The sequence below is a fragment of the Micromonospora sp. A200 genome, assembly GCF_029893845.1.
In the GTDB taxonomy this organism is placed as follows: Bacteria; Actinomycetota; Actinomycetes; order Mycobacteriales; family Micromonosporaceae; genus Micromonospora; species Micromonospora purpureochromogenes.
The window spans coordinates 82,689-107,723 of sequence record NZ_JARXXY010000004.1 but is presented as its reverse complement, the minus strand read 5'-3'; the positions used below and the strand labels follow the sequence as shown (position 1 = coordinate 107,723).

General features: G+C 73.7%; 21 protein-coding genes. 13 read left to right on the top strand and 8 right to left on the bottom strand.

The features are described from left to right. Positions 1 to 30: 30 nt before the first annotated feature. The 3 genes from M2302_RS05630 to M2302_RS05620 form a co-directional block, all read right to left on the bottom strand. Positions 31 to 1,128: a substrate-binding domain-containing protein gene (locus tag M2302_RS05630; RefSeq protein ID WP_280836906.1), complete on the bottom strand. Its 1,098-nt coding sequence runs from the start codon at positions 1,126 to 1,128 to the stop codon at positions 31 to 33. Between the two features lie 245 nt (positions 1,129 to 1,373). Next, positions 1,374 to 1,853 (bottom strand): Cys-tRNA(Pro) deacylase, encoded by a 480-nt coding sequence (gene ybaK, locus M2302_RS05625; RefSeq protein ID WP_280836905.1) that lies wholly within the window; start codon positions 1,851 to 1,853, stop codon positions 1,374 to 1,376. Positions 1,854 to 1,882: 29 nt separating this feature from the next. Next, the gene (locus M2302_RS05620; RefSeq protein ID WP_280836904.1) at positions 1,883 to 3,070 is read right to left on the bottom strand and encodes a methyltransferase domain-containing protein; all 1,188 of its coding nucleotides are present in this window, start codon (positions 3,068 to 3,070) and stop codon (positions 1,883 to 1,885) included. Positions 3,071 to 3,357: 287 nt separating this feature from the next. Here M2302_RS05620 and groES point away from each other — a divergent pair, with 287 nt between their 5' ends. From groES to M2302_RS05605, 3 genes are all read left to right on the top strand, one after another. Continuing rightward, positions 3,358 to 3,672, top strand: a complete 315-nt coding sequence (groES, locus tag M2302_RS05615; RefSeq protein WP_088960325.1) for a co-chaperone GroES — start codon at positions 3,358 to 3,360, stop codon at positions 3,670 to 3,672. Positions 3,673 to 3,742: 70 nt separating this feature from the next. Beyond that, positions 3,743 to 5,383 (top strand): chaperonin GroEL, encoded by a 1,641-nt coding sequence (gene groL, locus M2302_RS05610; RefSeq protein WP_280836903.1) that lies wholly within the window; start codon positions 3,743 to 3,745, stop codon positions 5,381 to 5,383. A 128-nt stretch (positions 5,384 to 5,511) separates the two neighbouring features. After that, on the top strand, positions 5,512 to 7,161 hold the full coding sequence (locus M2302_RS05605) for a molybdopterin-dependent oxidoreductase (RefSeq protein ID WP_280836902.1): 1,650 nt from the start codon (positions 5,512 to 5,514) through the stop codon (positions 7,159 to 7,161). A gap of 216 nt (positions 7,162 to 7,377) precedes the next feature. Here M2302_RS05605 and M2302_RS05600 read toward each other — a convergent pair whose 3' ends face one another. Continuing rightward, a complete protein-coding gene (locus M2302_RS05600; protein WP_280836901.1) occupies positions 7,378 to 7,761 on the bottom strand; it encodes a WhiB family transcriptional regulator in 384 nt (127 codons plus the stop codon). Between the two features lie 254 nt (positions 7,762 to 8,015). On the opposite strand from M2302_RS05600, the gene M2302_RS05595 reads away from it, so the two are divergent. After that, positions 8,016 to 8,840, top strand: a complete 825-nt coding sequence (locus M2302_RS05595; RefSeq protein WP_280836900.1) for a helix-turn-helix transcriptional regulator — start codon at positions 8,016 to 8,018, stop codon at positions 8,838 to 8,840. Between the two features lie 35 nt (positions 8,841 to 8,875). Here the strand turns inward: M2302_RS05595 and M2302_RS05590 are convergent, their stop codons facing one another. Further along, positions 8,876 to 9,286, bottom strand: a complete 411-nt coding sequence (locus M2302_RS05590; RefSeq protein WP_154941884.1) for a DUF5319 domain-containing protein — start codon at positions 9,284 to 9,286, stop codon at positions 8,876 to 8,878. A 196-nt stretch (positions 9,287 to 9,482) separates the two neighbouring features. On the opposite strand from M2302_RS05590, the gene guaB reads away from it, so the two are divergent. From guaB to M2302_RS05570, 4 genes are all read left to right on the top strand, one after another. Further along, positions 9,483 to 11,045: an IMP dehydrogenase gene (gene guaB / locus M2302_RS05585; protein WP_280836899.1), complete on the top strand. Its 1,563-nt coding sequence runs from the start codon at positions 9,483 to 9,485 to the stop codon at positions 11,043 to 11,045. A gap of 28 nt (positions 11,046 to 11,073) precedes the next feature. Continuing rightward, entirely contained in the window at positions 11,074 to 12,192 is a 1,119-nt protein-coding gene (locus tag M2302_RS05580) for a GuaB3 family IMP dehydrogenase-related protein (protein WP_088960331.1), read from the top strand. A gap of 89 nt (positions 12,193 to 12,281) precedes the next feature. Beyond that, positions 12,282 to 13,652 (top strand): M1 family metallopeptidase, encoded by a 1,371-nt coding sequence (locus tag M2302_RS05575; protein ID WP_280837044.1) that lies wholly within the window; start codon positions 12,282 to 12,284, stop codon positions 13,650 to 13,652. A gap of 61 nt (positions 13,653 to 13,713) precedes the next feature. After that, on the top strand, positions 13,714 to 15,162 hold the full coding sequence (locus M2302_RS05570; RefSeq protein ID WP_280837043.1) for a M1 family metallopeptidase: 1,449 nt from the start codon (positions 13,714 to 13,716) through the stop codon (positions 15,160 to 15,162). Here M2302_RS05570 and M2302_RS05565 read toward each other — a convergent pair. Beyond that, positions 15,159 to 16,283, bottom strand: a complete 1,125-nt coding sequence (locus tag M2302_RS05565) for an LCP family protein (RefSeq protein WP_280836898.1) — start codon at positions 16,281 to 16,283, stop codon at positions 15,159 to 15,161. The genes M2302_RS05570 and M2302_RS05565 overlap by 4 nt on opposite strands. A 138-nt stretch (positions 16,284 to 16,421) precedes the next feature. On the opposite strand from M2302_RS05565, the gene M2302_RS05560 reads away from it, so the two are divergent. Further along, complete coding sequence (locus tag M2302_RS05560) at positions 16,422 to 18,119, top strand: GMC family oxidoreductase (protein WP_280836897.1); 1,698 nt, start codon at positions 16,422 to 16,424, stop codon at positions 18,117 to 18,119. Between the two features lie 155 nt (positions 18,120 to 18,274). Further along, positions 18,275 to 19,831 (top strand): glutamine-hydrolyzing GMP synthase, encoded by a 1,557-nt coding sequence (gene guaA / locus M2302_RS05555; protein WP_280836896.1) that lies wholly within the window; start codon positions 18,275 to 18,277, stop codon positions 19,829 to 19,831. 10 nt (positions 19,832 to 19,841) lie between these two features. Here guaA and M2302_RS05550 read toward each other — a convergent pair whose 3' ends face one another. Next, positions 19,842 to 20,210 (bottom strand): PspC domain-containing protein, encoded by a 369-nt coding sequence (locus M2302_RS05550; RefSeq protein ID WP_280836895.1) that lies wholly within the window; start codon positions 20,208 to 20,210, stop codon positions 19,842 to 19,844. Positions 20,211 to 20,354: 144 nt separating this feature from the next. Here M2302_RS05550 and M2302_RS05545 point away from each other — a divergent pair, with 144 nt between their 5' ends. The 3 genes from M2302_RS05545 to M2302_RS05535 all read left to right on the top strand — a co-directional run bounded on the left by M2302_RS05545 (position 20,355) and on the right by M2302_RS05535 (position 23,591). Continuing rightward, positions 20,355 to 21,302 (top strand): NUDIX hydrolase, encoded by a 948-nt coding sequence (locus M2302_RS05545; RefSeq protein WP_154941892.1) that lies wholly within the window; start codon positions 20,355 to 20,357, stop codon positions 21,300 to 21,302. A gap of 110 nt (positions 21,303 to 21,412) precedes the next feature. Further along, the gene (locus M2302_RS05540; protein ID WP_280837042.1) at positions 21,413 to 22,324 is read left to right on the top strand and encodes an NUDIX hydrolase; all 912 of its coding nucleotides are present in this window, start codon (positions 21,413 to 21,415) and stop codon (positions 22,322 to 22,324) included. A gap of 349 nt (positions 22,325 to 22,673) precedes the next feature. Beyond that, positions 22,674 to 23,591 (top strand): CDP-alcohol phosphatidyltransferase family protein, encoded by a 918-nt coding sequence (locus M2302_RS05535; RefSeq protein ID WP_280836894.1) that lies wholly within the window; start codon positions 22,674 to 22,676, stop codon positions 23,589 to 23,591. 142 nt (positions 23,592 to 23,733) lie between these two features. Here the strand turns inward: M2302_RS05535 and M2302_RS05530 are convergent, their stop codons facing one another. After that, a complete protein-coding gene (locus M2302_RS05530) occupies positions 23,734 to 24,981 on the bottom strand; it encodes a phosphatidylserine decarboxylase (protein ID WP_280836893.1) in 1,248 nt (415 codons plus the stop codon). Positions 24,982 to 25,035: the final 54 nt, after the last annotated feature.

The following is a 25,035-nucleotide window of genomic DNA, read 5'->3' as shown; positions in this document are numbered from 1 at the left end:
GTTCTCCTTTGCGCGTCGGCAGGGGTGCCGTCAGTTGACGCCGGCGGCGGCGCAGAGCGGGGCGTACTCCCCCGAGCAGACCTCGTCCTTGGTGACGAAGCCGTCGGCGATCACGTCCTTGACGTCGTCGGCGTAGATGGCCCTGGGGGTGAGCAGGATGGCGTCCACGGCGCGACCGCTCTCCGGATCCCGGACCGTCTGGCCGGTCTCCTTCCGCTCCCCGTTGGCCAGCGCGATGGCCAGGTCGGCGGCGGCCTTCGCCTCGTCCTTGATCGCCTTGTAGACGGTCATGCACTGGTCGCCGGCGAGGATGTTCCGCAGCCCCTGGGTGGTGGCGTCCTGGCCGGTCACCGGGATCCTGCCGTTGAGCTTGTTCTTCTTCAGCACCGAGATGGCCGCGTTGCCGAGGCCGTCGTTGGCCGCGAGGACGCCGTCGATCCGGCCCTCGGTCTGGGTGAGCATCTGCTCGAAGATGACCCCGGCCTGGGCGTTGTCCCAGTCCGGCACCGACTGGTCCGGGCCGCGGCGGAACTCCCCGGCGTCGAACTTCGGCTTGAGGACCGCGTCGTAGCCGCTCTTGAACAGGGTGGCGTTGTTGTCCGTCGGTGAACCGTTGAGGAAGGCGACGACCGGCTTCCGGGCGCCCTGCTCGGTCAGGCACCGGGCCAGGCCCTGGCCCTGGAGCTTGCCCACCGCCTCGTTGTCGAAGCTGACGTAGTACTGCGCCGAGCCGCCGAGGGTGAGCCGGTCGTAGTCGATGGTGGCGATGCCCTGCGACCGCGCCTTCTCCAGCACCGCCTTGCCGGTGCCGGAATCGAGATTGACGATCATCAGGACGGTCGCGCCATTGGTGATCATCTGCTCGGCGATGTTGGAGAACTGGCTCTTGTCACCCTGCGCGTTCTGGATGTCGGAGTCGATTCCGGCGGCGTCGAACGCCTCCTCGAGAAATCGGCGGTCCGCGCCCTCCCAGCGGGCGGAGGTCCTGCTGTCGGGCAGGATCACGCCGATCTTCGGTTTCCTGGCGCCGTCGGCCGCGCTGCCGCTGGTGAGCTGGTCGCCGCAACCGGCCACGCCGTTGGCGGCCAGCAGGCCGACGACGGTGAGTGCGAGGAGGCCCTTGCGCATCTGCACGGGTCCTTTCGGGGTGGGTGGTGGCAGGCTGGTTTGTTGTGAGCGGCAACGTATTGCCACCCGTGTCGGCGGCGCAAGACTGCCGAGCTCACGAGTTTGGCGGACCGCCGTAACGATCCCGTAACGCGGGAAAAGGCGCGATCTCCGCAGGTCCGATCCGCTCTGCCGCTCGACGAGTTTCGGCGTGGAGAAATCGTTTCCACACCGGTGCCGTTTCCTTTTCCGGCGGCCGGAACTGATCAGTGGGCGGCGAGGGCGGCGGTGGTGGCGTCGGTCAGCGCGACCAGATCGGCCGGGGCCAGTTGGAGCTGGAGGCCGCGACGGCCGGCCGAGACGTAGATGGTGTCGTACGCCAGCGCCGAGGAGTCGAGCACCGTGGGCAGCCGCCTGCGCTGGCCGAGCGGGCTGATCCCGCCCCGGACGTAACCGGTGGCCCGCTCGGCGGCCGCCCGGTCGGCCATCGTCGCCCGCTTGCCGCCGACGGCCGCGGCCAGCGCCTTGAGGTCCAGTTCGCCGGTGACCGGGACGACGGCCACCGTCAGCCCCCTGTCCACCTCGGTGACCAGCGACTTGAACACCCGCTCCGGCGGCACCCCGAGCGCCTCGGCGACCAGCGCGCCGTAGTTCGGCGCGTCGGGGGAGACGTCGTACGGGTGGGTGCTGTGCCGGATCTTCCGCTTCGCCAGCAGCGCCGTCGCCGGAGTGCCCTGTCCCGCCATGCCGGTCACGCTAACCGGGACGCCGGATGTCAGCTCGCGACGGGTCGGCAGACCAGCACGGTCGGCGCCCCCGCGACCCGGGTGAGCACCAGGCTGGCCGGCGCGTCGCCCGCCAGCCTCAGGTCCCGGCGCAGCTTCTCCGGCTCCAGCGCCGAGCCGCGCTTGAGGATCTCCACCCGGCCGACCCGGCGCTCCCGCAGCAGCGCGCGCAGCCGCTTGAGCGAGAACGGCAGCACGTCGGTGACCTCCAGGCAGCGGGCGAACGGGGTCGCGGTCGGGGTGTCCGCGTACAGGTAGGCGATGCTCGGGTCGGCGATCGTCGCGCCGAGGGTGTCGGCCAGCTCGGCGACCAGGTGCGCGCGGACCACGGCCGGATCCGGGTCGTACAGGAAGCGGCGGGTGGGGCCGACGGCCGCCTCCGCCGCACCCGAACCGGTGAGCCGGTGCGCCACGTCGCCGCGCAGCACGGTGGCCCGGCGGGGCACCTCGGCCAGCCGACCGCACCAGAGCGCCGCCTCGACCAGGTCGCCGTCCACGCTCACCCACTCCGCCTCGGCGCCCGCCGGGATCAGCGCGTGGTCGATGCCCGGGGCCACCTTCACCACCGTGTACGGCACCCGCTCGGCGAGCCGGATGACGAAGTCCCAGGGTGGGGAGTATGCGTTCGGGTCGAAGATCCGCCGGCCGGTGCCCGCCCGGCGTCGTGCCGGGTCGCAGAACACCCCGTCCACCCGGGTCACGTCGAACGCCGTCGCGTCGCCGCACTCCACGGTGAACTCCTCGGCCAGCCCGGCCGCCTCGGCGTTCGCGGCGGCCATCGCGGCGGTCACCGGGTCGGCCTCCACCCCGTACACCCGGATGCCGGCGCGGGCGGCGGCGAGCGCGTCGGCGCCGAGGCCGCACCCGAGGTCGGCGAGGGTGCGCACGCCGGCGGCGCGCAGCCGCGCGGCGCGCCGGTCCGCGACCGGCCGACGGGTGGCCTGCTCCAGCCCGGCCCGGGTGAAAAACATGCCGGCGGCCTCGGGCCCGAACTTGGCCACCGCCCGGCGGCGCAGCTCGGCCTGGGTCAGCGCGCCGGCGGCCAGCCCGGCCGGCACCCCGGCGGCGCGCAGCGCGGCGGCCGAGGCCAGCGGGTCACCGCCGGCCAGCTCGGCCGCCGCGGCGAGCGCGGCCGACCCCTCGGGGGTACGCAGCGCGGCGAGCTGGTCGATGTCCACCCGCCCATTCTCCCGACCCGCCGCGCGCCGTCCGACCGGCCCCTGCCGCGTCGATCGCGGCCGTTCGGGCGCGACGCGCTGGCACTCTCCTTGACGGAGTGCTAGCCGAGGAATAACCTGCGATTAGCACTCTCACCCCGAGGGTGCCAGCTCCCGGGCCATCCGGCGCGGGCGCTGAACGCCAGGCGGACCGGCACCCGCGACGACGGCCCCGCCCGGTGGCATGTGGCAGATTGACGCTGGTCGGCCCCGGTCGACCGGCAACGAAACCAGTACCCCAGGAGGGTATGCCCGTGACTACCGCGACCAAGGTTGCGATCAAGCCGCTCGAGGACCGGATCCTGGTCCAGGCGAACGAGGCTGAGACCACCACGGCGTCGGGCATCGTGATCCCCGACACCGCCAAGGAGAAGCCGCAGGAGGGCACCGTCCTCGCTGTCGGCCCGGGCCGCATCGACGACAAGGGCAACCGGATCCCGGTTGACGTGAACGTCGGCGACACCGTCATCTACTCGAAGTACGGCGGCACCGAGGTCAAGTACGCCGGCGAGGAGTACCTGGTGCTCTCCGCCCGCGACGTCCTCGCGGTCATCGAGAAGTAAGCAACCGATCAGTGTCGTTGCCCCGGTCCGGCTCGCCGGGCCGGGGCAACGGCGCTTCGAAGGGACATTCATGGCGAAGATCCTGAGCTTCTCGGACGACGCCCGACACCTGCTCGAGCACGGTGTCAACGCCCTCGCGGACACGGTCAAGGTCACCCTCGGCCCGCGCGGGCGCAACGTCGTCCTGGACAAGAAATTCGGTGCGCCCACGATCACCAACGACGGCGTGACCATCGCCAAGGAGATCGAGCTCACCAACCCCTACGAGAACCTCGGCGCGCAGCTGGTCAAGGAGGTGGCGACCAAGACCAACGACGTCGCCGGCGACGGGACCACCACCGCGACCGTGCTGGCCCAGGCCATGGTCCGCGAGGGCCTGCGCAACGTGACCGCCGGGGCCAACCCGTCCGGTCTCAAGCGGGGCATCGACGCGGCGGCGGCCAAGGTCTCCGAGGCGCTGCTCGACCGGGCCGTCGAGGTGTCCAGCAAGGAGGCGGTCGCGAACGTCGCGACCATCTCCGCGCAGGACGCCACCATCGGCGAGCTGATCGCCGAGGCGATGGAGAAGGTCGGCCGCGACGGTGTCATCACCGTCGAGGAGGGCTCCGCGCTCACCACCGAGCTGGAGGTGACCGAGGGTCTGCAGTTCGACAAGGGCTTCATCTCGCCGAACTTCGTCACCGACGTGGAGTCGCAGGAGTCGGTCCTGGAGGACCCGTACATCCTGATCACCACGCAGAAGATCTCGGCGATCGAGGAGCTGCTGCCGCTGCTGGAGAAGGTCCTCCAGAACAGCAAGCCGCTGCTGATCATCGCCGAGGACGTCGAGGGTCAGGCGCTGTCGACCCTGGTGGTCAACTCGATCCGCAAGACCCTCAAGGTCTGCGCGGTGAAGGCCCCCGGCTTCGGCGACCGCCGCAAGGCGATGCTCCAGGACATGGCGATCCTGACCGGCGCCGAGCTGGTCGCCCCGGAGCTGGGCTACAAGCTCGACCAGGTCGGCCTGGAGGTGCTCGGCACCGCCCGGCGCGTCGTGGTCGACAAGGAGACCACCACCGTCGTGGACGGTGGCGGCCAGTCCTCCGAGGTGGCCGACCGGGTCGCGCAGATCCGCAAGGAGATCGAGGCCTCGGACTCCGAGTGGGACCGGGAGAAGCTGGCCGAGCGGCTGGCGAAGCTCTCCGGTGGCATCGCGGTCATCAAGGTGGGCGCGGCGACCGAGGTCGAGATGAAGGAGCGCAAGCACCGCATCGAGGACGCCATCGCCGCGACCAAGGCCGCCGTCGAGGAGGGCACGGTGCCCGGTGGTGGTGCCGCCCTGGCGCAGATCCTGCCGGTGCTCGCCGACGACCTGGGCCTGACCGGTGACGAGAAGACCGGCGTCTCGATCGTCCGCAAGGCGCTGGTCGAGCCGCTGCGCTGGATCGCCCAGAACGCCGGCCACGACGGCTACGTGGTGGTGCAGAAGGTCGCCGGCAAGGAGTGGGGCAACGGCCTCGACGCCGCCACCGGCCAGTACGTCGACCTGGTGAAGTCCGGCATCATCGACCCGGTGAAGGTGACCCGCAACGCGGTCACCAACGCCGCCTCGATCGCCGGCCTGCTGCTCACCACGGAGAGCCTCGTGGTGGAGAAGCCGGAGAAGGCCGAGCCGGCCGCCGCCGGTGGGCACGGCCACGGTCACGGCCACCAGCACGGCCCGGGTTTCTGACCCACGGCGTACGCCGACTCGGGGCGCACCGTCTTCGGAGACGGTGCGCCCTGACGCGTTCCGCGGCGGGCATTACGGAACGCTGACGTGGTTGGCGGTCGGTCCGGTTGATCGACAACACTGGTCCGATGAGCACCACGCCCCGCGGCCTCGCCGCGCTCGCCGGGATCACGGCCGCCGCCGTGGCCATCGGCGTCGCCGAGCCGGTCGCGGTCCTCACCGGCCCCCGGTCCGCCCCGCTGATCGCGGTCGGCGGGCTGGTCGTGGACGTCGTACCCGAGCCGTTGAAGCAGTTCGCCATCACCCTGTTCGGCACGTACGACAAGATCGCCCTGCTGGTCGGGACGGCGCTGCTGCTCGCCGCGTTCGCCGCGCTGCTCGGGCTGCTGGCGGTCCGCCGGCTGTGGATCGGCCTGACCGGCATCGCGGCCTTCGCCGGTCTCGGCGTGGCCGCCGCCCTGACCCGGGCCGGCGCGGACGCCGCCGACGCGCTGCCCTCGCTGGTCGGGGCGGGGCTGGGCGGGTTGGTGCTCTGGGCCTTCCTCGCCGGCCCGCTGGAGGTCGACCCGTGGCCCTGGACCCCGCCGACACCCCCGCCCGGCCCGTCGACGCCCGCCGCGCCCGACCCGGCCGCCGGCGTGGAGGCCACACCCGGCCCGGGTCCGGCGAGCCGCCCACCGGCCGGGTGGGAGCCGTTGGAGAGCAGCGACCCGGAGTCGCGGCGCCGTTTCCTGCGCGGGGCGGGCGTGCTGGCCGGCGCGGCCGCCGTGGCCGGGCTGGGCGGGCACTGGCTCGCCGGCCGCCGGGGCGTGTCGGCGGCCCGGCAGGCGGTCACGCTGCCCGCCCCGTCGGCGGCGGCGCCCGCGGTACCGGCCGGCGCCGATCTGTCCCTGGCGCAGCTCGCCCCCTACGTCACCCCGACCAGCGGGTTCTACCGGATCGACACCGCCCTGGTGGTGCCGCAGGTCGACCCGGAGACCTGGCGGCTGCGGATCCACGGACGGGTCCGCAACCCGATCGAGCTGAGCTTCGCCGACCTGCTCGCCCGGCCGATGGTGGAGCGGTACGTGACCCTGGCCTGCGTCTCCAACGAGGTGGGCGGGGACCTGATCGGCAACGCCCGGTGGTTGGGCGTACCCCTCAAGGAGTTGCTGGACGAGGCGGACCCGGAGGAGGGCGCGGACCAGGTGGTGGGGCGCTCGGTCGACGGCTGGACCTGTGGCACCCCGACGGCGGTGCTGCGGGACGGGCGGGACGCCCTGCTGGCGGTCGGGATGAACGGCGAGCCGCTGCCGGTCGAGCACGGCTTCCCGGTCCGCATGGTGGTGCCCGGCCTGTACGGCTACGTCTCGGCGTGCAAGTGGGTGACCGAGCTGGAGCTGACCAGCTTCGCCGACTTCGACGCGTACTGGGTGCCGCGGGGCTGGTCGGCGCAGGGACCGGTCAAGACGCAGTCCCGGATCGACACGCCCCGCCCGCGCAACCGGCTCACCACCGGCCCGGTGATGGTGGCCGGGGTGGCCTGGGCCCAGCACCGGGGAATCAGCCGGGTGGAGGTACGCGTCGACGGCGGCCCGTGGCGGGAGGCGGCGCTCGCCCCGACGGTGTCGGTGGACACCTGGGTGCAGTGGTCCTGGCGCTGGGACGCCACCCCGGGCGAGCACACCCTCCAGGTGCGGGCGACCGATGCCACCGGCGAGACGCAGACCGGCCGGGAACAGCCGGTCGAGCCGGACGGTGCCACCGGCTGGCACACGGTAAAGGTCACCGTCCGCTGACCCCGACCCGGCCCACCCCAGGTGCGCCGGTCCTGATCGGTTCGTCCACTCGAGTTCGCCGTTTGCGGTGTGTCGCGGTGTCCGACGGCTGCGACACCGCGACACGCCGCAATCGGGGGTCGCAGTGGCCGGACCGGGCGCGCCGCAGGCCGGGAACGCGCCGACGCCGCGCTCCGGTTGCGGAGCGCGGCGTCGGTCGGGGTCTCTCGGCCGGGGTCAGGCGACCTTGCGCTGGTCCGGCACGGTGGACTTGTGGGGGCGGCCCAGGCGGGCCTCCAGCCGGGCGATGTCGACCCGGGTCTGCCGGCGGTCGGCCAGGTCCTCCCAGCCCAGCGCGAGCAGCCGCAGCCGCTCGGACTCGCTGAAGCCGCCCCAGACGCCGTACGGCTCGCGGACGGACAGCGCGTGGGCGGCGCACTCGGCCCGGACCGGGCAGGCCCGGCAGACGGCCTTGGCGCCGGACTCGCGGCGCAGCCGTGAGGAGCCGCGCTCGCCGTCGGGGTGGAAGAACTGGGCGCTGTCGCGGCCCCGGCAGGCACCGAGCCGCTGCCAGTCCCACAGGTCGACGATGGGTCCGGGCAGTCTACGTACGTTCGACATCAGCACCCCTCCTCCCGCGCGGCACCGCGGAGGTCTCGTTCGCATCCGGTGTCCGGGCGGCGGTCCGCGCTGGCGCACCGTTTCCGGCCTGGCGTCTCGGTACCCGACCTTTCCCCGACTCACACTTCTGTGATCGAAAACCTCGGACGAGTCGCGGCATATGCCCTGGATGTCGGAAAAGTTCGGAGGATTGCCGGGAACCTCCACCCCGGCCCAGCCGGCCATGGTCTGCTCTCTGCGGAGAGGAGACCACCGTGCGTACCGTTCTCGTCTGCGTCCGGACACCGCTCGCCGCGCAGCAGTTGACCTCGGCCGCCGCCCGGCTCGGCCTGGCCGCGGTCGTGCGGACCGCCGTCTCCGATCCCGAGGTGATGCTGCGGCTGGCCGAGCGCCCCGTCGACGTCGTGCTCGCCGACACCGCGCTCACCCGACCCGACAGTGCCGGCTTCGTCCGCCGGGTGCTCGCCCGCGCGCCGCAGGCCGCCGTGCTGCTGCTCGGCGCCGAGGAGTCCGAGGCGGCCGCGGCGACGATCAACGCCGGGGCCCGGGGACTGATCCAGGGCACCGACCACGACCTGACCAGCGCGGTGGCCAAGGCCCTGCTGCTGCTCTCCGCCCCTGGCCGGACGACCCGGAACCGGGTCACCGACCCGGCCCGGGACACCGCCGCGGTCGGCGCGCCGCCCCGGCCCTCGGCCGGGCGTACCCCGGGCACGCCGGGCCCGGGCTGGCCCGCCGGACCGACGGAGGGGCCCGGGGGGCCGTCGGTGGTGCCGGTGCAGCGCGGCGACGACGAAGCAGAGCCGGAGGCCGCCGCCGAGCCGGAGGTGCCCGCGCCCACCGGCCGGCGGGGCGCGCCCGGCGCGCGCAGCGGGCGCGGCGCCGTCGGACTGACCGAGCGGGAGCTCCAGGTGCTGCTCGGGATGGCCGAGGGGAAGAGCAACGCCGAGATCGGGCGGGAGCTGTTCGTCTCGGAGGACACCGTCAAGACGCACGCCCGACGGCTGTTCCGCAAGCTCGGTGCCCGGGACCGCGCGCACGCGGTGGCCGCCGGTTTCCGCGCCGGCCTGGTCGCCTGAGCCGGCCGCCCGCGGTCGGGATCAGTCGTCCGGGCTCAGTCGTCGGAGGGGGACTCCTCCTCGGCCGCCTCGGTCAGCGTGTCGTGCACCCCGTCGGCGTAGCCGCGGGCGTAGTCCCAGGTGACGTAGTGGTCGGGGTCGGGGTCGTAGGCCGGCTCGTGCACCCGCGGCCGGCCGGAGCTGAGCAGGTGGCGCAGGTTGCCCCGGAGCAGATCCCAGTCGAAGTAGTGCGGCTCCCGGCAGTCCTCGCACTCGATCACCAGCCCGCGCACCCCGATCGGCGACAGCAGGGCCTGGTAGATCTCCAGGTCGGCCAGGTCCTCCAGGACGTCCTGGCGCTCGACCTCCGTCAGCGGGTCGAGCGGGTCGTCCTCACGGGGATCGTGCAGGCCAGCAGCCGGATCGGCCGGGTCGCCGTTGAACGGGTCGATGGGCTCGTCGTGCACCCCCTCACCGTAGTCCCAACGCTCGCCGGACGCGTCCCCCCGGCCACCCCGGTCGCCTCGCCGACCCGCGCCGGCACCGCCGGGGCCGGCCCAGCTCAATGGGTACGATGAAACGACGCGCCGTCACCTCGGCGTGCGCCGGTGCCCGCGCGCGCCACCTCGCTGAAGCCCGTCCAAGCAGCTCAGGAGAGCAATCGTGGAGAATTCGCCCAGCACTGATCTTCCCGGCGGCGTCGGCGACGGCGAGCCGGGTGGTCACCTGCCGGAGCTGCCGGCCGGCTCGGCACGGGTGGTGCCGCTCGGTCTGACCTTCGACGACGTGCTGCTCCAGCCGGGCGAGTCGGACGTGGTGCCCAGCCGGGTCAACACCCGCACCCGGCTCACCCGCAACATCGAGCTGACCGTGCCGCTGCTGTCCAGCGCGATGGACACGGTCACCGAGGCGCGGATGGCGATCGCGATGGCCCGCCAGGGCGGCATCGGGGTGCTGCACCGCAACCTCTCGCTGGAGGACCAGGCGCTCCAGGTCGACCTGGTCAAGCGCTCCGAGTCCGGCATGATCACCAACCCGGTGACCGCCAGCCCGGACGACACCCTCCGCGAGGTCGACGAGCTCTGCGGCCGCTACCGCATCTCCGGCGTGCCGGTGGTCGACGGCAACGGGCAGCTGGTCGGCATCGTCACCAACCGGGACATGCGGTTCGTCTCCGCGCCGGAGACCCCGGTCCACGAGATCATGACCCGCACCCCGCTGATCACCGCTCCGGTCGGGGTGAGCAAGGACGAGGCCCTCGACCTGCTCCGCCGGCACAAGGTGGAGAAGCTGCCGATCGTGGACGACTCGGGCCGGCTGCGCGGGCTGATCACCGTCAAGGACTTCACCAAGAGCGAGCAGTACCCGAACGCCACCAAGGACGAGGCGGGCCGGCTCCGGGTCGCCGCGGCGGTCGGCGTGGGCGACGACGCGTACAAGCGGGCCCGGACGCTGGTGGACGCCGGCGTCGACGTGATCATCGTGGACACCGCGCACGGCCACCAGCGGGCGGTGCTGGACATGGTCCGCCAGCTCAAGAAGGACGTCGGCATCGACATCGTCGGCGGCAACATCGCCACGTACGCCGGGGCGAAGGCGCTGGTCGACGCGGGCGCCGACGGCGTCAAGGTGGGGGTCGGCCCAGGTGCGATCTGCACCACCCGGATCGTCGCCGGGGTGGGCGTACCGCAGATCACCGCGATCATGGAGGCCGGCCGGGCCGCCCGCCCGGCCGGTGTTCCGGTGATCGGCGACGGCGGCATCCAGTACTCCGGGGACATCGCCAAGGCGCTGGTCGCCGGCGCCGACACGGTGATGCTCGGCAGCCTGCTGGCCGGCTGCGAGGAGAGCCCCGGCGAGCTGATCTTCATCAACGGCAAGCAGTACAAGGCGTACCGGGGGATGGGCTCGCTCGGCGCGATGCAGTCCCGCGGCCAGGGCAAGTCCTACTCCAAGGACCGCTACTTCCAGCAGGACGTGCTCGCCGAGGACAAGCTCGTCCCCGAGGGCGTCGAGGGCCAGGTGCCCTACCGGGGGCCGCTCTCCGCGGTCGCCCACCAGCTCATCGGTGGGCTGCGCGCCGCGATGGGGTACGTCGGCGCGGAGAGCATCCCCGAGCTGCACCGCCGCGGCCAGCTCATCCGGATCACGGCGGCCGGGCTCAAGGAGAGCCACCCGCACGACATCCAGATGACCGTCGAGGCGCCCAACTACCACTCCCGCTGACCATCACCCCCAACCACCTGGAGTCCCCATGCGTGACGTGGTCGAGATCGGGCTGGGCAAGACCGCGCAGCGCGGCTACCACCTGGACGACATCGCCATCGTGCCGAGCCGCCGGACCCGGGACGTCGACGACGTCTCCACCAGTTGGCAGCTCGACGCGTACCAGTTCGGCATTCCCTGCGTCGGGCACCCGTCGGACGCCACGATGAGCCCGGCCACCGCCGTCCGGCTCGGCCAGCTCGGCGGGCTCGGCGTGCTCAACGTCGAGGGCTTGTGGACCCGGTACGAGAACCCGACCAAGGTCCTGGAGGAGCTGGCCGGTCTCGGCGAGGACGCCCGGGCGACCAAGCGGCTCCAGGAGGTCTACTCCGAGCCGATCCGCCCCGACCTGATCGCCGAGCGGGTGCGCGAGCTGCGCGCCGGCGGCGGCACGGTCGCCGTCCGGGTCTCCCCGCAGCACACCCTGGCGCTGGCCCCGGTGATCCTCGACGCCGGCGTCGACATCCTGGTCATCCAGGGCACCATCGTCTCGGCCGAGCACGTCTCGACCACCGACGAGCCGCTGAACCTCAAGGAGTTCATCGCCGACCTCGACCTGCCGGTCGTGGTGGGCGGCTGCACCGACTACAAGACGGCGCTGCACCTGATGCGGACGGGCGCGGCCGGCGTGATCGTCGGTATCGGCGGCGACGACTGGTCGACCACCGAGTCGGTGCTGGGCATCCGGGTGCCGATGGCGACCGCGATCGCCGACGCCGCCGCGGCCCGCCGCGACTACCTGGACGAGACCGGCGGCCGGTACGTGCACCTGATCGCCGACGGCGACATCCAGACCTCCGGCGACATCGCCAAGGCGCTGGGCTGCGGCGCGGACGCGGTGATGCTCGGCGAGGCGCTGTCGCTCTGCGCGGAGGCGCCGGCCGGTGGCGCCTGGTGGCACTCGGCCGCCAGCCACCCGTCGCTGCCGCGCGGCGCGTTCGAGATCGCCGGCGAGCCGCTGGGCTCGATGGAACAGCTGCTCTTCGGCCCGGCCGACGAGCCGGACGGCCAGCTCAACCTCTTCGGCGGGCTGCGCCGCGCGATGGCCAAGTGCGGCTACCGCGACCTCAAGGAGTTCCAGAAGGTCGGCCTGGTCCTGGACCGCTGACCCGGACAAAACCACCCCGACGCACCGGTCGCGCCGATTAGGCTCGGCCGGTGCGTCGTATCCGGTCCCGGTTTCTGCTCGCCGCCGTCGTGGCGGTGACGACGCTGGCGACCGCGGGCTGTACGCCCGACCGCGAGGATCGCAGCGAGTTCCGGCCCGGCGCCGCCGACGCCGGTGACCCGTACGTCCCGGGTCGGGGCAACGGCGGCTACGACGTCTCCGGCTACCGGCTGCGGGTGCGGTACGACCCGGCGACCGACCGGTTGACCGGCCGGGCCACCGTCACCGCGACCGCCACCGGCAACCTCTCCCGGTTCAACCTGGACCTGATCGGGCTGGACGTCTCGCGGGTGACCGTCTCCGGGGCGGCGGCCCGGCACCGCCGCGACGGCAGCGAGCTGGTGATCACGCCGCCGCGGGGGCTGCCCCGCGGCACCCGGTTCACCGTCGACGTCGACTACGCCGGGGTGCCGACCGCCGTCCCTGACGGCGAGCTGGGCAGCGGCGGGTTCCTGCACACCGCCGACGGGGCGATCGTGCTCGGCCAGCCCGAGTCGGCGGCCACCTGGTTCCCGGTCAACGACCACCCGTCCGACAAGGCCACCTACGACGTCGAGGTGACGGTCCCCGACGGGCTGGCCGCGCTGAGCAACGGGGTGCCGGGGGAGCGGAGCAGCACCGGCGGCTGGACCACCTGGCGGTGGGCCGAGCGCGCGCCGATGGCCAGCTACCTGACCACCCTGGTGATCGGCGACTACCGGGTCGAGACCGGCACGCACGGCGGCCGACCGATGGTCACGGCGGTGCCGGCCGCCCTGCCGGCGACCGGACCCGAGGCGGCCTCGCTGGCCCGTACCGGCGAGATAGCGGACTTCCTCGCCAGTCGGTTCGGGCCGTACCCGTTCGACTCCTACGGCGGCATCGTGGTGACCGACAGCCGGATCGGGTACGCGTTGGAGACCCAGTCCCGCCCGGTCTACGGGCCGGGTTTCTTCTCCGGCGGCCGGCCCAACCCGTCGGTGGTGGTCCACGAGCTGGCCCACCAGTGGTTCGGCAACAACGTCTCGCTGGCGAGCTGGCAGGACATCTGGCTCAACGAGGGCTTCGCCACGTACGCGGAATGGCTGTGGGCGGAGCACGACGGCGGCCGGACCGCGCAGCGCGCCTTCGAGCTGCGGCACGCCGTCACCGACTGGTCCCAGCCGGCGGTCGATCCCGGCCGGGCGGCGATGTTCGGCGACGGGGTCTACCAGCGGGGTGCCCTGGCGGTGCACGCGCTGCGCCGGACCGTCGGCGACGAGACGTTCTTCCGCCTGCTGAGCGGCTGGACCGAGGAGCGGCGCGGCGGCGTCGCCAGCACCGCCGACTTCGCCGGGTACGCCGAGCGGGTCGCCGGCCGTCCGCTGCGCCCCCTGCTGGACGCCTGGCTGGCCGGCGGCGTCGCGCCCGCCCTTCCGTGACCCGCGGGTGACCGCCGGTCGGTAGGCTGCCGCCGACGACACGGGGAGGTGCCGGGTGGCCATGGCGCGGATGCGGCGGGGCGTCGGTCTGGTGACGGTGGCGGCTCTCGGGCTCGCCGGGTGCGGGTCCGACCCGGAGCCGCGGCCGGCGCCGGCCACGGCACCGGCCCCGACGGCAGGGCGCCAGTTCGCGCCGGGCGCGGCCGGCGTCGGCGATGCCTACTTCCCGAGCTACGGCAACGGCGGGTACGACGTCGGGCGGTACACCGTCAAGGTCCGCTACGACCCGGCCACCGACCGGCTCACCGGCACCGCCACCGTGCAGGCGACGGCCACCACCGACCTGTCCGCGTTCCACCTGGACCTGGCCGGGCTGACGGTGCGGAAGGTGACCGTGGACGGCGCGCCGGCCCGGCACGCGCGGGAGGCCGACGAGCTGGTGGTCACCCCGGCCGCCGGGCTCACCGCCGGCAACGGTTTCACCGCCGAGATCAGCTACGCGGGAAAGCCGGAGCCGCTGGCCAACGAGGTGCTCGGCGAGGGCGGCTGGCTGCACACCACCGACGGCGCGATCGCGCTCGGCCAGCCGGAGTCGGCGAGCACCTGGTTCCCGGTCAACGACCACCCCTCGGACAAGGCGACCTACGACGTCGAGATCACCGTCCCGAAGGGGCTGACCGCGGTCAGCAACGGGGTGCCGAAGGGGCGCTCGGACGCCGACGGCTGGACCACCTGGAAGTGGTCCGAGGCCGCCCCGATGGCCAGCTACCTGAGCACCGTGGTGATCGGCGACTACCGGGTCGAGACCGGCGAGCACAAGGGACGGCCGGTGTTCAGCGCGGTCAGCACCAAGCTCGGCAAGGGGGCCGCCGACGCGTCGATGGCCCGCACCACCGAGGTCGCCGACTACCTGGAGAGCGTCTTCGGGCCGTACCCGTTCGCCGCGTACGGCGGGGTGGTGGTCGCCGACGAGCGGATCCGGTACGCGCTGGAGACGCAGAGCCGCCCGGTCTACGGCGCGGGCTTCTTCCGGGGCGGTGAGAACACCGGCGTGGTCGCCCACGAGCTGGCCCACCAGTGGTTCGGCAACAGCGTCTCGCTGGCGAAGTGGCAGGACATCTGGCTCAACGAGGGGCTGGCCACCTACGCCGAGTGGCTCTGGGCCGAGCACCGGGGCACCGGCACCGCCCAGGCGGCCTTCGACCGGCGGTACGCCGGTTCGTCCAGCCGCCTCTGGCAGACGCCGCCGGCCGAGCCCGGTCGGCAGAACCTGTTCAGCGAGTCGGTCTACCAGCGCGGCGGGATGACCGTGCACGCGCTGCGGGTGGCGGTCGGCGACCCGGCGTTCTTCAAGATCCTCAAGACCTGGGCGGCGGAGAAGCGCAACGGCAACGCCACCACCGACGAGTTCGTCGCGGTCGCCGAGCGGGTCTCCGGCAAGCAACTGGACAAGCTCTTCGCCGCCTGGCTGCACGGCACCGAGCGGCCGCCGGCCCCGAAGCGTCTCTAGTTCTTCACCCGCAGCTCGGGGTGGGCGGCGAGGAACTTCTCGGCGTCGCCGGCCTTGAGCGCGGTGAGGAACTGTCGGCCGACCGGCTTGAGCTCCTCACCCCGATACGCCCGGCCCTTGCCCACCCCGCTGCCGGGGAGCGCGACCGGGGTGAACCGGTCGGCGCTCAGCCCGCCGAGGGCGTACGCGAGGTCGACGATGCGGGGACCACCGGCGTAGATCAGGGTGTCGCCGAGCGCGTCGACCACCTGCTGGACCCGGTCCGGCTGGCGGGCCAGGTTCTCGTCGAGGATCTTGGCGGTCAGCGCCCGGAGGAGCTGCTGCTGGTGGCGCTGCCGGGCGTAGTCGCCGCCGGTGATGTAGCGCTGGCGGGCGTAGTCCAGCGCCTGCCAGCCGTTGAGGTGTCGCTGGCCCTTCTCGTAGACCATCTGCGGCCCGACGTAGCCGCCGCCGGAGGGCGCCGGGTCGCGGTGCTTGCCGTCCGGCCGGCGGTGCAGCGAGACCACCCGCTCGTCGACGTAGATGTCCACCCCGCCCAGGGTGTCCACCAGCTTGTCGAAGCCGTTGAAGGTGATCACCGCGCCGGCGTCGAACCGCAGCCCGGTGTATCCGCTGACCGTGCTGCGCAGCAGCTCGTACCCCTGGGCGACGCGGTGCTCCTTGGGCTTGCCCGGCACCCGGCTGCCGTAGCTCATCGCGTGGGTGAGCTTGGTCTTCCCGCCCCGGTAGCCCGCGGCGGGGAAGGCCGGGATGTCCACCAGCAGGTCGCGGGGGAGCGAGAAGAGGTACGCCCGGTCCAGCCCGGCCGGCACGTGCAGTACCAGCACCGCGTCGCTGTGCGGCTCCCACCCGGGGACGCTGACCCGGGTGTCCACCCCGACCAGCAGCAGGTTGAGCGGCCCGGTGATGCCGGCCCCGGGCGGGGCGGTCGGGCTGGGCTCCGGGGCGGTGCCCGGTGTGGCGGTGGCGGTGGTGGCGACCGGGCCGGGCCGGCGCTGCGGCCCGTCGTCGCTGACCAGCCGGTTCACCACCAGGGCGCCCCCGGCGACCAGGATCACCGCGGCGAGGGCGGCCAGCAGCAGCGCCCGGCGCGGTCGTCGCGCCCCTGTCTCGTGAGCCATGCTCGACACCCCCGTTGGGACAAACGCTCCGACGAGGGCCCCGAGTTGCGGGCGTGGCCTGACGGATCGGTGGACGCGATCATGATCGCGCGAAAACTGCCGCTGGCGCGATGGCTACTCAGCGGTAATGATGCGTTCATGCGGTACGACGTGGTCGTCATCGGGTCCGGTTTCGGCGGCAGCGTCACCGCGCTCCGGCTGGCCGAGAAGGGTTACACGGTCGGCGTGCTGGAGGCCGGTCGGCGGTTCGCCGACGACGAGTTCCCGCAGACCTCCTGGCGGGCCCGGCGCTTCCTCTGGGCGCCGAAGCTCGGCTGCTACGGCCTGCAACGGATCACGCTGCTCCGCCCCGCCGACCGCAAGGCCGGCGGCGGGGTCATGGTGCTCTCCGGGGCGGGGGTGGGCGGCGGCTCGCTGGTCTACGCCAACACCCTCTACGAGCCGCTGGACGCCTTCTACGACGACCCCCAGTGGCGCGGCATCACCGACTGGCGCGACGAACTGGCCCGCCACTACGACCAGGCGAAGCGGATGCTCGGCGTCACCACGTATCCGGTCGACACCGGTGCGGACCGGGCGATGCGCGCCGTCGCCGAGCGGATGGGGGTCGGCCGGACCTTCCACGCCACCCCGGTGGGCGTGCACATCGGCCGCCCCGGCCAACGGGTGCCCGACCCGTACTTCGGTGGCGTCGGTCCGGAGCGCACCGGCTGCACGCACTGCGGCTCCTGCATGACCGGCTGTCGGCACGGCGCGAAGAACACCCTGGTCAAGAACTACCTCTGGCTGGCCGAGCGGCTCGGCGTCGAGGTCCACCCGCTGACCACGGTGACCGCCGTCCGGCCGGCTCCCGACGGCGGGTACGAGGTGCACACCGAGCGGACGGGCGCCTGGCTGCGGCGGCGCCGGCAGGTGATCCACGCCGACCAGGTGGTCCTCGCCGCCGGGGCGCTGGGCACCCAGCGGCTGCTGCACGAGATGAAGGCGACCGGGGCGCTGCCCGGCCTCTCCGACCGGCTCGGCGAGCTGACCCGCACCAACTCCGAGGCGATCCTCGGCGCCTCGGTGCCCCGCGCGCGGGCCCGCGCCGAGGGGGTGGACTTCACCGAGGGGGTGGCGATCACCAGCTCCTTCCACCCCGACCCGCAGACCCACATCGAGCCGGTGCGCTACGGCCGCGGCTCGAACGCGATGGGGCTGCTCCAGTCGCTGCTGGTCGACGGCGGCCCGCACCGGGTCCGACGCTGGCTGGGCAGCATCGTCCGGCAACCCGGGCTGGCGGCCCGGATGCTGTCGGTGCGCGGCTGGTCGGAGCGGACGGTGATCGCCCTGGTGATGCAGTCGGTGGACAACTCGCTGACCACCCGGTTCCGGCGCGGCCTCTTCGGCCGGCGACTGGTCACCGGGCCGGGTCACGGCGCGCCCAACCCGACCTGGATCCCGGCCGGCAACCAGGCGGTCCGGCTGCTCGCCGAGGAGATCGGCGGTACGCCGGGCGGCGCGCTCACCGAGCCGTTCAACATCCCGATGACCGCGCACATCCTCGGCGGGGCGGTGATCGGGGCGTCCCCGGCCGACGGGGTCATCGACCCGTGGCACCGGATCTACGGCCACCCGGGGCTGCACGTGGTGGACGGGGCGGCGGTCTCGGCGAACCTCGGCGTGAACCCGTCGCTGACGATCACCGCCCAGGCGGAGCGGGCGATGTCCTTCTGGCCGAACAAGGGCGAGGACGATCCCCGTCCGCCGCTCGGCGAGGCGTACCGGCGGGTGGCGCCCGTACCCCCGCGGCGCCCGGTGGTGCCGGCGGACGCCCCGGCCGCGCTGCGCGGCTGACCGCCCGGCCGGACCGCGGGCACCGAGCGGGCGGCCCGCCGGTGGCTCGCCGGCGGTGGAGCGGGCAGCCGGTTGACCGGCGGGGACGTGATGCGGCACGCCCGTAGCCCGGCCCCTGCCCGGGCCGGGGGTGACTGTCGGTAGGCTTTCTGCACATGAGCACGCCTCGCCCCGTCCTGGTGGTGGACTTCGGAGCCCAGTACGCCCAGCTCATCGCGCGCCGGGTGCGCGAGGCGAAGGTCTACTCGGAGATCGTCCCGCATTCGATGCCGGTCGCCGAGATGCTGGCGAAGGACCCGGCCGCGATCATCCTGTCCGGCGGCCCGTCCAGCGTCTACGCGCCCGACGCCCCGCAGATCGACGCCGGGATGTTCGACTCCGGCGTGCCGGTCTTCGGCATCTGCTACGGCTTCCAGGCGATGGCCCAGGCGCTCGGCGGCACGGTCGCGAAGACCGGCAACCGCGAGTACGGCGGCACCCCGCTGCGCCCCCGCCTCCTCGACCCCGGGGTGCTGCTCCGCGATCTGCCGGCCGACCTGCCGGTCTGGATGAGCCACGGCGACTGCGTGACCGAGGCCCCCGAGGGCTTCACGGTGACCGCCGAGTCGGCCGGCGCCCCGGTCGCCGCCTTCGAGGACCTGGCCGGCCGCCGGGCCGGCGTGCAGTTCCACCCGGAGGTCGGGCACACCGCGCACGGCCAGGAGATGCTGACCCGCTTCCTGTACGACATCGCCGGCATCGAGCCGACCTGGACGCCCGAGAACATCATCGACGAGCAGGTCGCCCGGATCCGCGAGCAGGTCGGCGACAAGGAGGTCATCTGCGGCCTGAGCGGCGGCGTGGACTCCGCGGTCGCCGCGGCGCTGGTGCACAAGGCGGTCGGTGACCAGCTCACCTGCGTCTTCGTCGACCACGGCCTGCTGCGGGCCGGCGAGGCCGAGCAGGTGGAGAAGGACTACGTCGCGGCGACCGGCATCAAGCTGAAGGTGGTCGACGCGCAGGAGCGGTTCCTCGGCGCGCTGGCCGGCGTCACCGACCCGGAGCAGAAGCGCAAGATCATCGGTCGGGAGTTCATCCGGGTCTTCGAGGCCGCCGCCCGCGAGATCGCCTCGCACGGCGACGTCGAGTTCCTGGTGCAGGGCACCCTCTACCCGGACGTGGTGGAGTCCGGCGGCGGCACCGGCACCGCCAACATCAAGAGCCACCACAACGTCGGCGGCCTGCCGGAGGACCTGAAGTTCGCTCTGGTCGAGCCGCTGCGCACCTTGTTCAAGGACGAGGTCCGGGCGCTCGGCCTCCAGCTCGGCCTGCCCGAGGCGATGGTGTGGCGGCACCCGTTCCCGGGCCCGGGCCTGGCCATCCGGATCATCGGCGCGGTCGACCAGGAGCGGCTGGACCTGCTCCGGCAGGCGGACCTGATCGCCCGCGAGGAGCTTTCCGCCGCCGGCCTGGACCGGGGCGTCTGGCAGTTCCCGGTGGTCCTCCTGGCCGACGTGCGCAGCGTCGGCGTGCAGGGTGACGGGCGCAGCTACGGGCATCCCGTGGTGCTGCGCCCGGTCTCCAGCGAGGACGCGATGACCGCCGACTGGTCCCGGCTGCCCTACGAGGTGGTCGCTCGGATCTCCACCCGGATCACCAACGAGGTCGCCGAGGTCAACCGGGTGGTCCTGGACGTGACCAGCAAGCCGCCGGGCACCATCGAGTGGGAGTGAGCCGGTCGGCTCACGCCGTCGGCGGCTGCTGCGGCGGGTAGGTCGGCTGCGCGACCGTCGGCGGCTCGGGCCGCGTGGTCGGGGCCGGCGGCGGGACGTACCCCGGGGTGGGCGGCGTGCCGTGCGGCGCGGCGCCCGTCGGGTGCGGCCAGGCGGGCGCTCCCGCCGGCTCCTCCGGCATCAGGAACCACATGATCGGGTACGCCAGCGCGGCGAACCCGCCGGTGAGCAGGGTCGCCACGGCGAAGACCACCCGGACCAGGGTGGGATCGACGGCGAAGTAGCGGCCGAGGCCGCTGGCGACGCCGGCCACCATCCGGTCGGTGGTGGGTCGGCGGAGCTGCTTGTACGGGGCCTGGGGGGTGCTCGTCGAGGTCATGTCTCCACGTTCCGCGCGGGGCGGCCGGGCGACCTCGGTGACCGCCCGGATCCCTACCCTGACCGATCCCTGACCTGCCAGTGATGAGTCAGGAATCTGACTCTTTTCGATCCAGGTAACCGTGGGCGGGGAGAATTTGGCTCCGTGACCACCTTGCTGGAGCCGCTCCGCAGGATCGCGGCATACGCAGTCTGTGCTGATTCAGTCGGCCGAGTGTTGCTGGTCCGCGCATCGGAGCGCTCCGGCACCCCCGGCGTGTGGTCCCTGCCCGGCGGGGCGGTCGACCACGGTGAGGACCCGAAGCACACCGTCGTCCGGGAGACCGCCGCCGAGACCGGGCTCTCGGTCGCCGTCTCCGGGCTGGAGGACGTCCTCGCCGACATGCGGGCCCTGCCGGAGCGGGGCATCACCATCCACACCGACCGCCTGCTCTACCGGGTCTCGGTGCGCGGTGGCACCCTGACCGACCGGGTGGAGCGTCCCACCGACCTGGCCCGCTGGTACACCCTCGACGAGGCCCGCGCGCTTCCGCTGCGCTCGTTCACCGCGCGTGCCCTGGGCCTGCCCGCCTCCTCCGCCGACGTCGTCCCGGACGAGCCGCCGGAGTTCCCCTCCTTCTACGCCGTCCCCGGCCCGGACGGCCTGCACCGGGCGCAGCGCTTCGCCGCGTACGCGGTGGTGACCGACCCGGACGACCGGGTGCTGCTGACCCGGGTCTCCGACGGGTACCCGGGGGCCGGCTGCTGGCACCTGCCCGGCGGCGGCACCGACTACGGCGAGCAGCCCGGCGCCGCGCTGATCCGGGAGCTGGTGGAGGAGACCGGCCAGACCGGCCGCCTGGTCGAGCTGCTCGGCGTGGCCAGCCACCGGGACGCCGCCTCGCTCGGCCCCGAGGGTTACCCGATCGACTGGCACGGGGTGCGCGCCTTCTACCGGGTGGTGGTCGACCAGCCCGCCCCGCCCACCGTCGCCGACGTCGGCGGCTCCACCTGCGAGGCCCGCTGGTTCGCCCGCGAGGAGCTGGGCGCCCTCCCCACCGACCGGCTCACCGAGGTGACCGCCGAAGCCGTCCAGGCCGCCCGCCTCACCTGACTCTCGGTCCGCCGTCGATCCTGGGCGTCGACCGCCTGATACCGCTCCCGGCTCCCGCTAACCTCATGATCGACGGCCGGGTGGCCGGGCGGCGGGGGAGCGTGGTGGGCGTGGAACAGCGGCGCAGGGTCGGGGCGTACGGGGTGCTGCGGGACGCCTCGGGGCGGGTGTTGCTGGCCCGGGGAGCCGCCCGTTGTCCGTTTCCGGGCGTGTGGCAGGTGCCGGGGGGCGGCGTCGAGCACGCGGAGCACCCGGCGCGGGCGGTGGTCCGCGAGTTCGCCGAGGAGACGGGGCTGGCCGTCGAGGTGACCGGGGTGCGGGCCGCCCTGGCCGACGTCACCACGTTCCGCGCCGAGGGCGTCGCCGTGCACACCGACCGGCTGGTCTTCGACGTCGAGCAGCACGGCGGCGAGCTGCGCCCGGAGCCGGCCGGCGGCAGCGACGAGCTGGCCTGGTGCACGCCGGACGAGGCCGCCGCGCTGCCGCTGATGCCGTTCACCGCCGAGCTGCTCGGCCTGCCCGTCACGCCCCTGCCGGCCGGCCTGCCCGGCGCGCTGCCGGCCGGGCGGGCCGCCCCGCCCGCCGACCGACGCCAGCGGTTCGCCGCGTACGGGCTGGTCACCGACCGCGCGGACCGGATCCTGCTGACCCGGATCGCACCGGGCTACCCGGGCGCGGGCCGGTGGCACCTGCCCGGCGGTGGCACGGATCACGGCGAGCAGCCGGCCGCCGGGCTGCTGCGCGAGCTGGTGGAGGAGTCCGGGCAGCTCGGGACCGTTGTCGACCTGTTGACCGTCGACAATCTGCACAACCCCGCGGCGCTCGGGCCAGAGGGGCGCCCGCTGGACTGGCACGCCGTCCGGGTGGTCTACCGGGTGCTGGTCTCCGCGCCCACCGAGCCGGAGGTGACCGAGCTGGCCGGCGGATCGACCGCGGAGGCGGGCTGGTTCACGTCCGCGCAGGTGGCGAAGCTGTCGCTGACCGAGGTCGCCGCCCTGGCAACCGGACGTCGGGGGCGATAGCCCTCGCTCGCCGGGCCGTTGCGAGGGTGCTCCGGTACAGTCGTAAGTGAGGTTGGCGGAGAAAACGGGCGATGAAGCCCGAGATGGGAACAAGGCAGCGGTTCGCGCGGTTTAACGGAGATATAAGTACCGCCGGCAGCTATCGCCAACCGCCACTTCCCTGTGCAATGGTGTACTCCGCTTGAACGGGCTGCCGGGCCAAGAGCGGTCCGGCACGAGACAGCCGGACACCCGCCCCCGTGGGCGGCCAGTCGATCCGGTGATGGAGGAAAACGTGCCGAGAGCCCTGTGGCGCCGGCGTCGTACGACTGACAGTCCGCGCCCCGCTGGGCGTCGCTGGGCGGGCCGGTTGCGCCGCAGCAGCACGTTCGCCCGGCAGGTGCTGCTGGTTCGGGTGGGCCGCCGTGACGGCGACCCGCGTATCGGCGCCGAGCTGGTGGTCCCCGAGCACCTCGTCGACCGGCCCCGCCGGTACGGCTTCGACCGCGCCCGCCGGGCGGAGATCGAGGCGGTCATGCCGGTCAGCCCGGCCCTCGCCCCCGCTCCGTCGGTGGACGACGACTCGTCGGCGATGTCGATCCCGCTGCTCCCCGGCGAGCGCACCGCGTCGCGCCGGATGAAGTTCGCGCTGGTCAACGCCTGCACCCTGGCCAGCCTGATGCTCGGCATCAACGCCATCTTCGTGGCCATGGCCGGGGAGGCCCGGGTCGCGGCGCTCCTGCTCATCGCCTGCGTCGTCTTCGACGGCCTCGACGGCGCGCTCGCCCGCAAGCTCGGCGTGGCCAGCCCGTTCGGCGCCCAGATGGACTCGCTGGCCGACATGTGCTCGTTCGGCCTGGCCGCCCCCGTGGTGGTCTACGCCTCGCTGGCCGGGTCGGCCCCCACGGCGGCCGCCGCGGTGGCCGCGGCCCTCGTCGCGGCCTGCGCCGCGATCCGACTGGCCCGGTTCAACGTCTCGCCGAAGGACGGCCGGTTCTTCTGCGGGGTGCCGACGACCATGGCGGCGGCGGTGCTCGCCCTCACGGTCGCGATCGGCCTGCCGCTGCCCGCCGTGGTGCAGATCGCCGGGGTGGCGCTGCTGGCCTTCGCGATGGTCTCCAGCTTCCCGTACGCGAAGCTCGCCCGGCTGCTCAAGCTGCCGCCGTGGCTGTGGCTGGCCCCGGTGATCGGCGCACTGGTCGACATCCGGCTCACCTTCGCCCTCGTGGTGGTGGGCTACCTGGTCAGCGGCCCGCTGCTCTGGCTGCACCAGCGCCGAACCGCCTGATCCACCCGCAGAGGTACGCAGAAGGGGGGGGGCGCGCCCGCGCCCCCCCCCCGCCGGGGGGGGGGGGGCCCGGGCGGGGGGGGGGGGGCCCCCCCCCCCCCCGCGGCGCCCCCCCCCCCCCCCCGCCCCTTCTCGCGTTCGGTCAGCGCCAGCGGGCGATGACCGTGGACCCGCCGACCACCTTGTCGCCCGGCCCGACCAGCGGCTCCGCCGCGTCGGCCGGCAGGTAGACGTCGGTGCGCGAGCCGAACCGGATCAGGCCGAAGCGCTCGCCCCGGGCCAGCAGCGCGCCGATCGGCGCCCGCTGCACGATCCGCCGGGCGATCAGCCCGGTGCGCTGCGCCACCACCACCGTGCCGTGGTCGGTGTCCAGCACCGTGTACGCGGCCACGTTGTGCTCGGCGTCCGGCTTCATCGCGTTGACGAAGCCACCGTCGGCGACGAAGTAGTCCACCACCTTGCCGGGCACCGGCGCGCGGTTGACGTGCACGTCCAGCACCGACAGGAAGACGGCGATCCGCAGCCACTCGCCGTCGCCGAACCGCTCGTCGTGCAGCCGCTGCACGGAGAGGACCTGACCGTCGGCGGCCGCGACCACGGCCGACGGGTCCTCCGGGACGTCCCGCTCCGGGTCCCGGAAGAAGGCGGCCACCGGGCCGGCGGCCAGCGCCGGCAGCAGCCAGAGCTTGGACTTCGGGCGTACCACGCGGGCCACGGCGGCCAGCCCGAGGGCGATGCCGGCCGCGGCGACGCCGTTGGAGTCGATGTGCATGCCGCGGGTCAGCGGCACGCTGGAGGGCCGGTGGGCGGGGGCCAGCCGGGCGGCGAGCGCGGGGCTGGCCGGGGTGAAGCGCAGGTGGTGCACGCGTACCGGCGGGGAGTTGCGCAGCACCAGGTCGGTGCCGACCCCGTGCAGCACGCCCTGGCGGTCCAGCTCGGCGGCGGCGCCCTCGGTACGGAACACCGGCGCGGCCACGCTGAGCACCGAGCCCTCGCTGAGGTACTTGACCAGGCCGTCGACGGTCGTCCGGGCCTGCTCCGCGGTGCCGGTCAGCGGCTCGGCGGCGATGACCACCTCGGCAGCGTCCGCCTCGGCGAGGGAGTCGACGACGCGTACCCGGTCGGCGACCCAGCGACCCTGGGCCGTCACGTGCTGGCGCAGCGCGCCGGCGCCGGCCGGCTCGGCCGGCACGACGGTGAGCGTGTCACCGGGCAGCAGCGCGTCGATCGCCGCGGCGAGCACCGCGGACTCCGGGGACGCGTCGACCAGGAGGGCGGCCTTCGGGTCGTTACGCCGGGCCAGCTCGGTGACGAGGGTACGGGCGGCGCGCTCGCCGATGCGGACCGGACCGGACCGGCCGGGGGTGCGCTCGGCGGGGGACTGGGTCATGTCGGACGGGCTCCTGACGAGGTAGAGGCGGGCTGTCGCGGCGGGACCGCCACG

What these genes read in the sequence shown, in the direction of transcription:
- groL (WP_280836903.1), top strand. Translation starts at nt 3,743, where the DNA reads ATGGCGAAGATCCTGAGCTTCTCGGACGACGCCCGACACCTGCTCGAG.
- ybaK (WP_280836905.1), bottom strand. Translation starts at nt 1,853, where the DNA reads ATGGCGGGACAGGGCACTCCGGCGACGGCGCTGCTGGCGAAGCGGAAG.
- M2302_RS05570 (WP_280837043.1), top strand. Translation starts at nt 13,714, where the DNA reads ATGGCGCGGATGCGGCGGGGCGTCGGTCTGGTGACGGTGGCGGCTCTC.
- M2302_RS05565 (WP_280836898.1), bottom strand. Translation starts at nt 16,283, where the DNA reads ATGGCTCACGAGACAGGGGCGCGACGACCGCGCCGGGCGCTGCTGCTG.
- M2302_RS05605 (WP_280836902.1), top strand. Translation starts at nt 5,512, where the DNA reads ATGAGCACCACGCCCCGCGGCCTCGCCGCGCTCGCCGGGATCACGGCC.
- M2302_RS05560 (WP_280836897.1), top strand. Translation starts at nt 16,422, where the DNA reads ATGCGGTACGACGTGGTCGTCATCGGGTCCGGTTTCGGCGGCAGCGTC.
- guaA (WP_280836896.1), top strand. Translation starts at nt 18,275, where the DNA reads ATGAGCACGCCTCGCCCCGTCCTGGTGGTGGACTTCGGAGCCCAGTAC.
- M2302_RS05630 (WP_280836906.1), bottom strand. Translation starts at nt 1,128, where the DNA reads ATGCGCAAGGGCCTCCTCGCACTCACCGTCGTCGGCCTGCTGGCCGCC.
- M2302_RS05550 (WP_280836895.1), bottom strand. Translation starts at nt 20,210, where the DNA reads ATGACCTCGACGAGCACCCCCCAGGCCCCGTACAAGCAGCTCCGCCGA.
- M2302_RS05530 (WP_280836893.1), bottom strand. Translation starts at nt 24,981, where the DNA reads ATGACCCAGTCCCCCGCCGAGCGCACCCCCGGCCGGTCCGGTCCGGTC.
- M2302_RS05600 (WP_280836901.1), bottom strand. Translation starts at nt 7,761, where the DNA reads ATGTCGAACGTACGTAGACTGCCCGGACCCATCGTCGACCTGTGGGAC.
- M2302_RS05580 (WP_088960331.1), top strand. Translation starts at nt 11,074, where the DNA reads ATGCGTGACGTGGTCGAGATCGGGCTGGGCAAGACCGCGCAGCGCGGC.
- groES (WP_088960325.1), top strand. Translation starts at nt 3,358, where the DNA reads ATGCCCGTGACTACCGCGACCAAGGTTGCGATCAAGCCGCTCGAGGAC.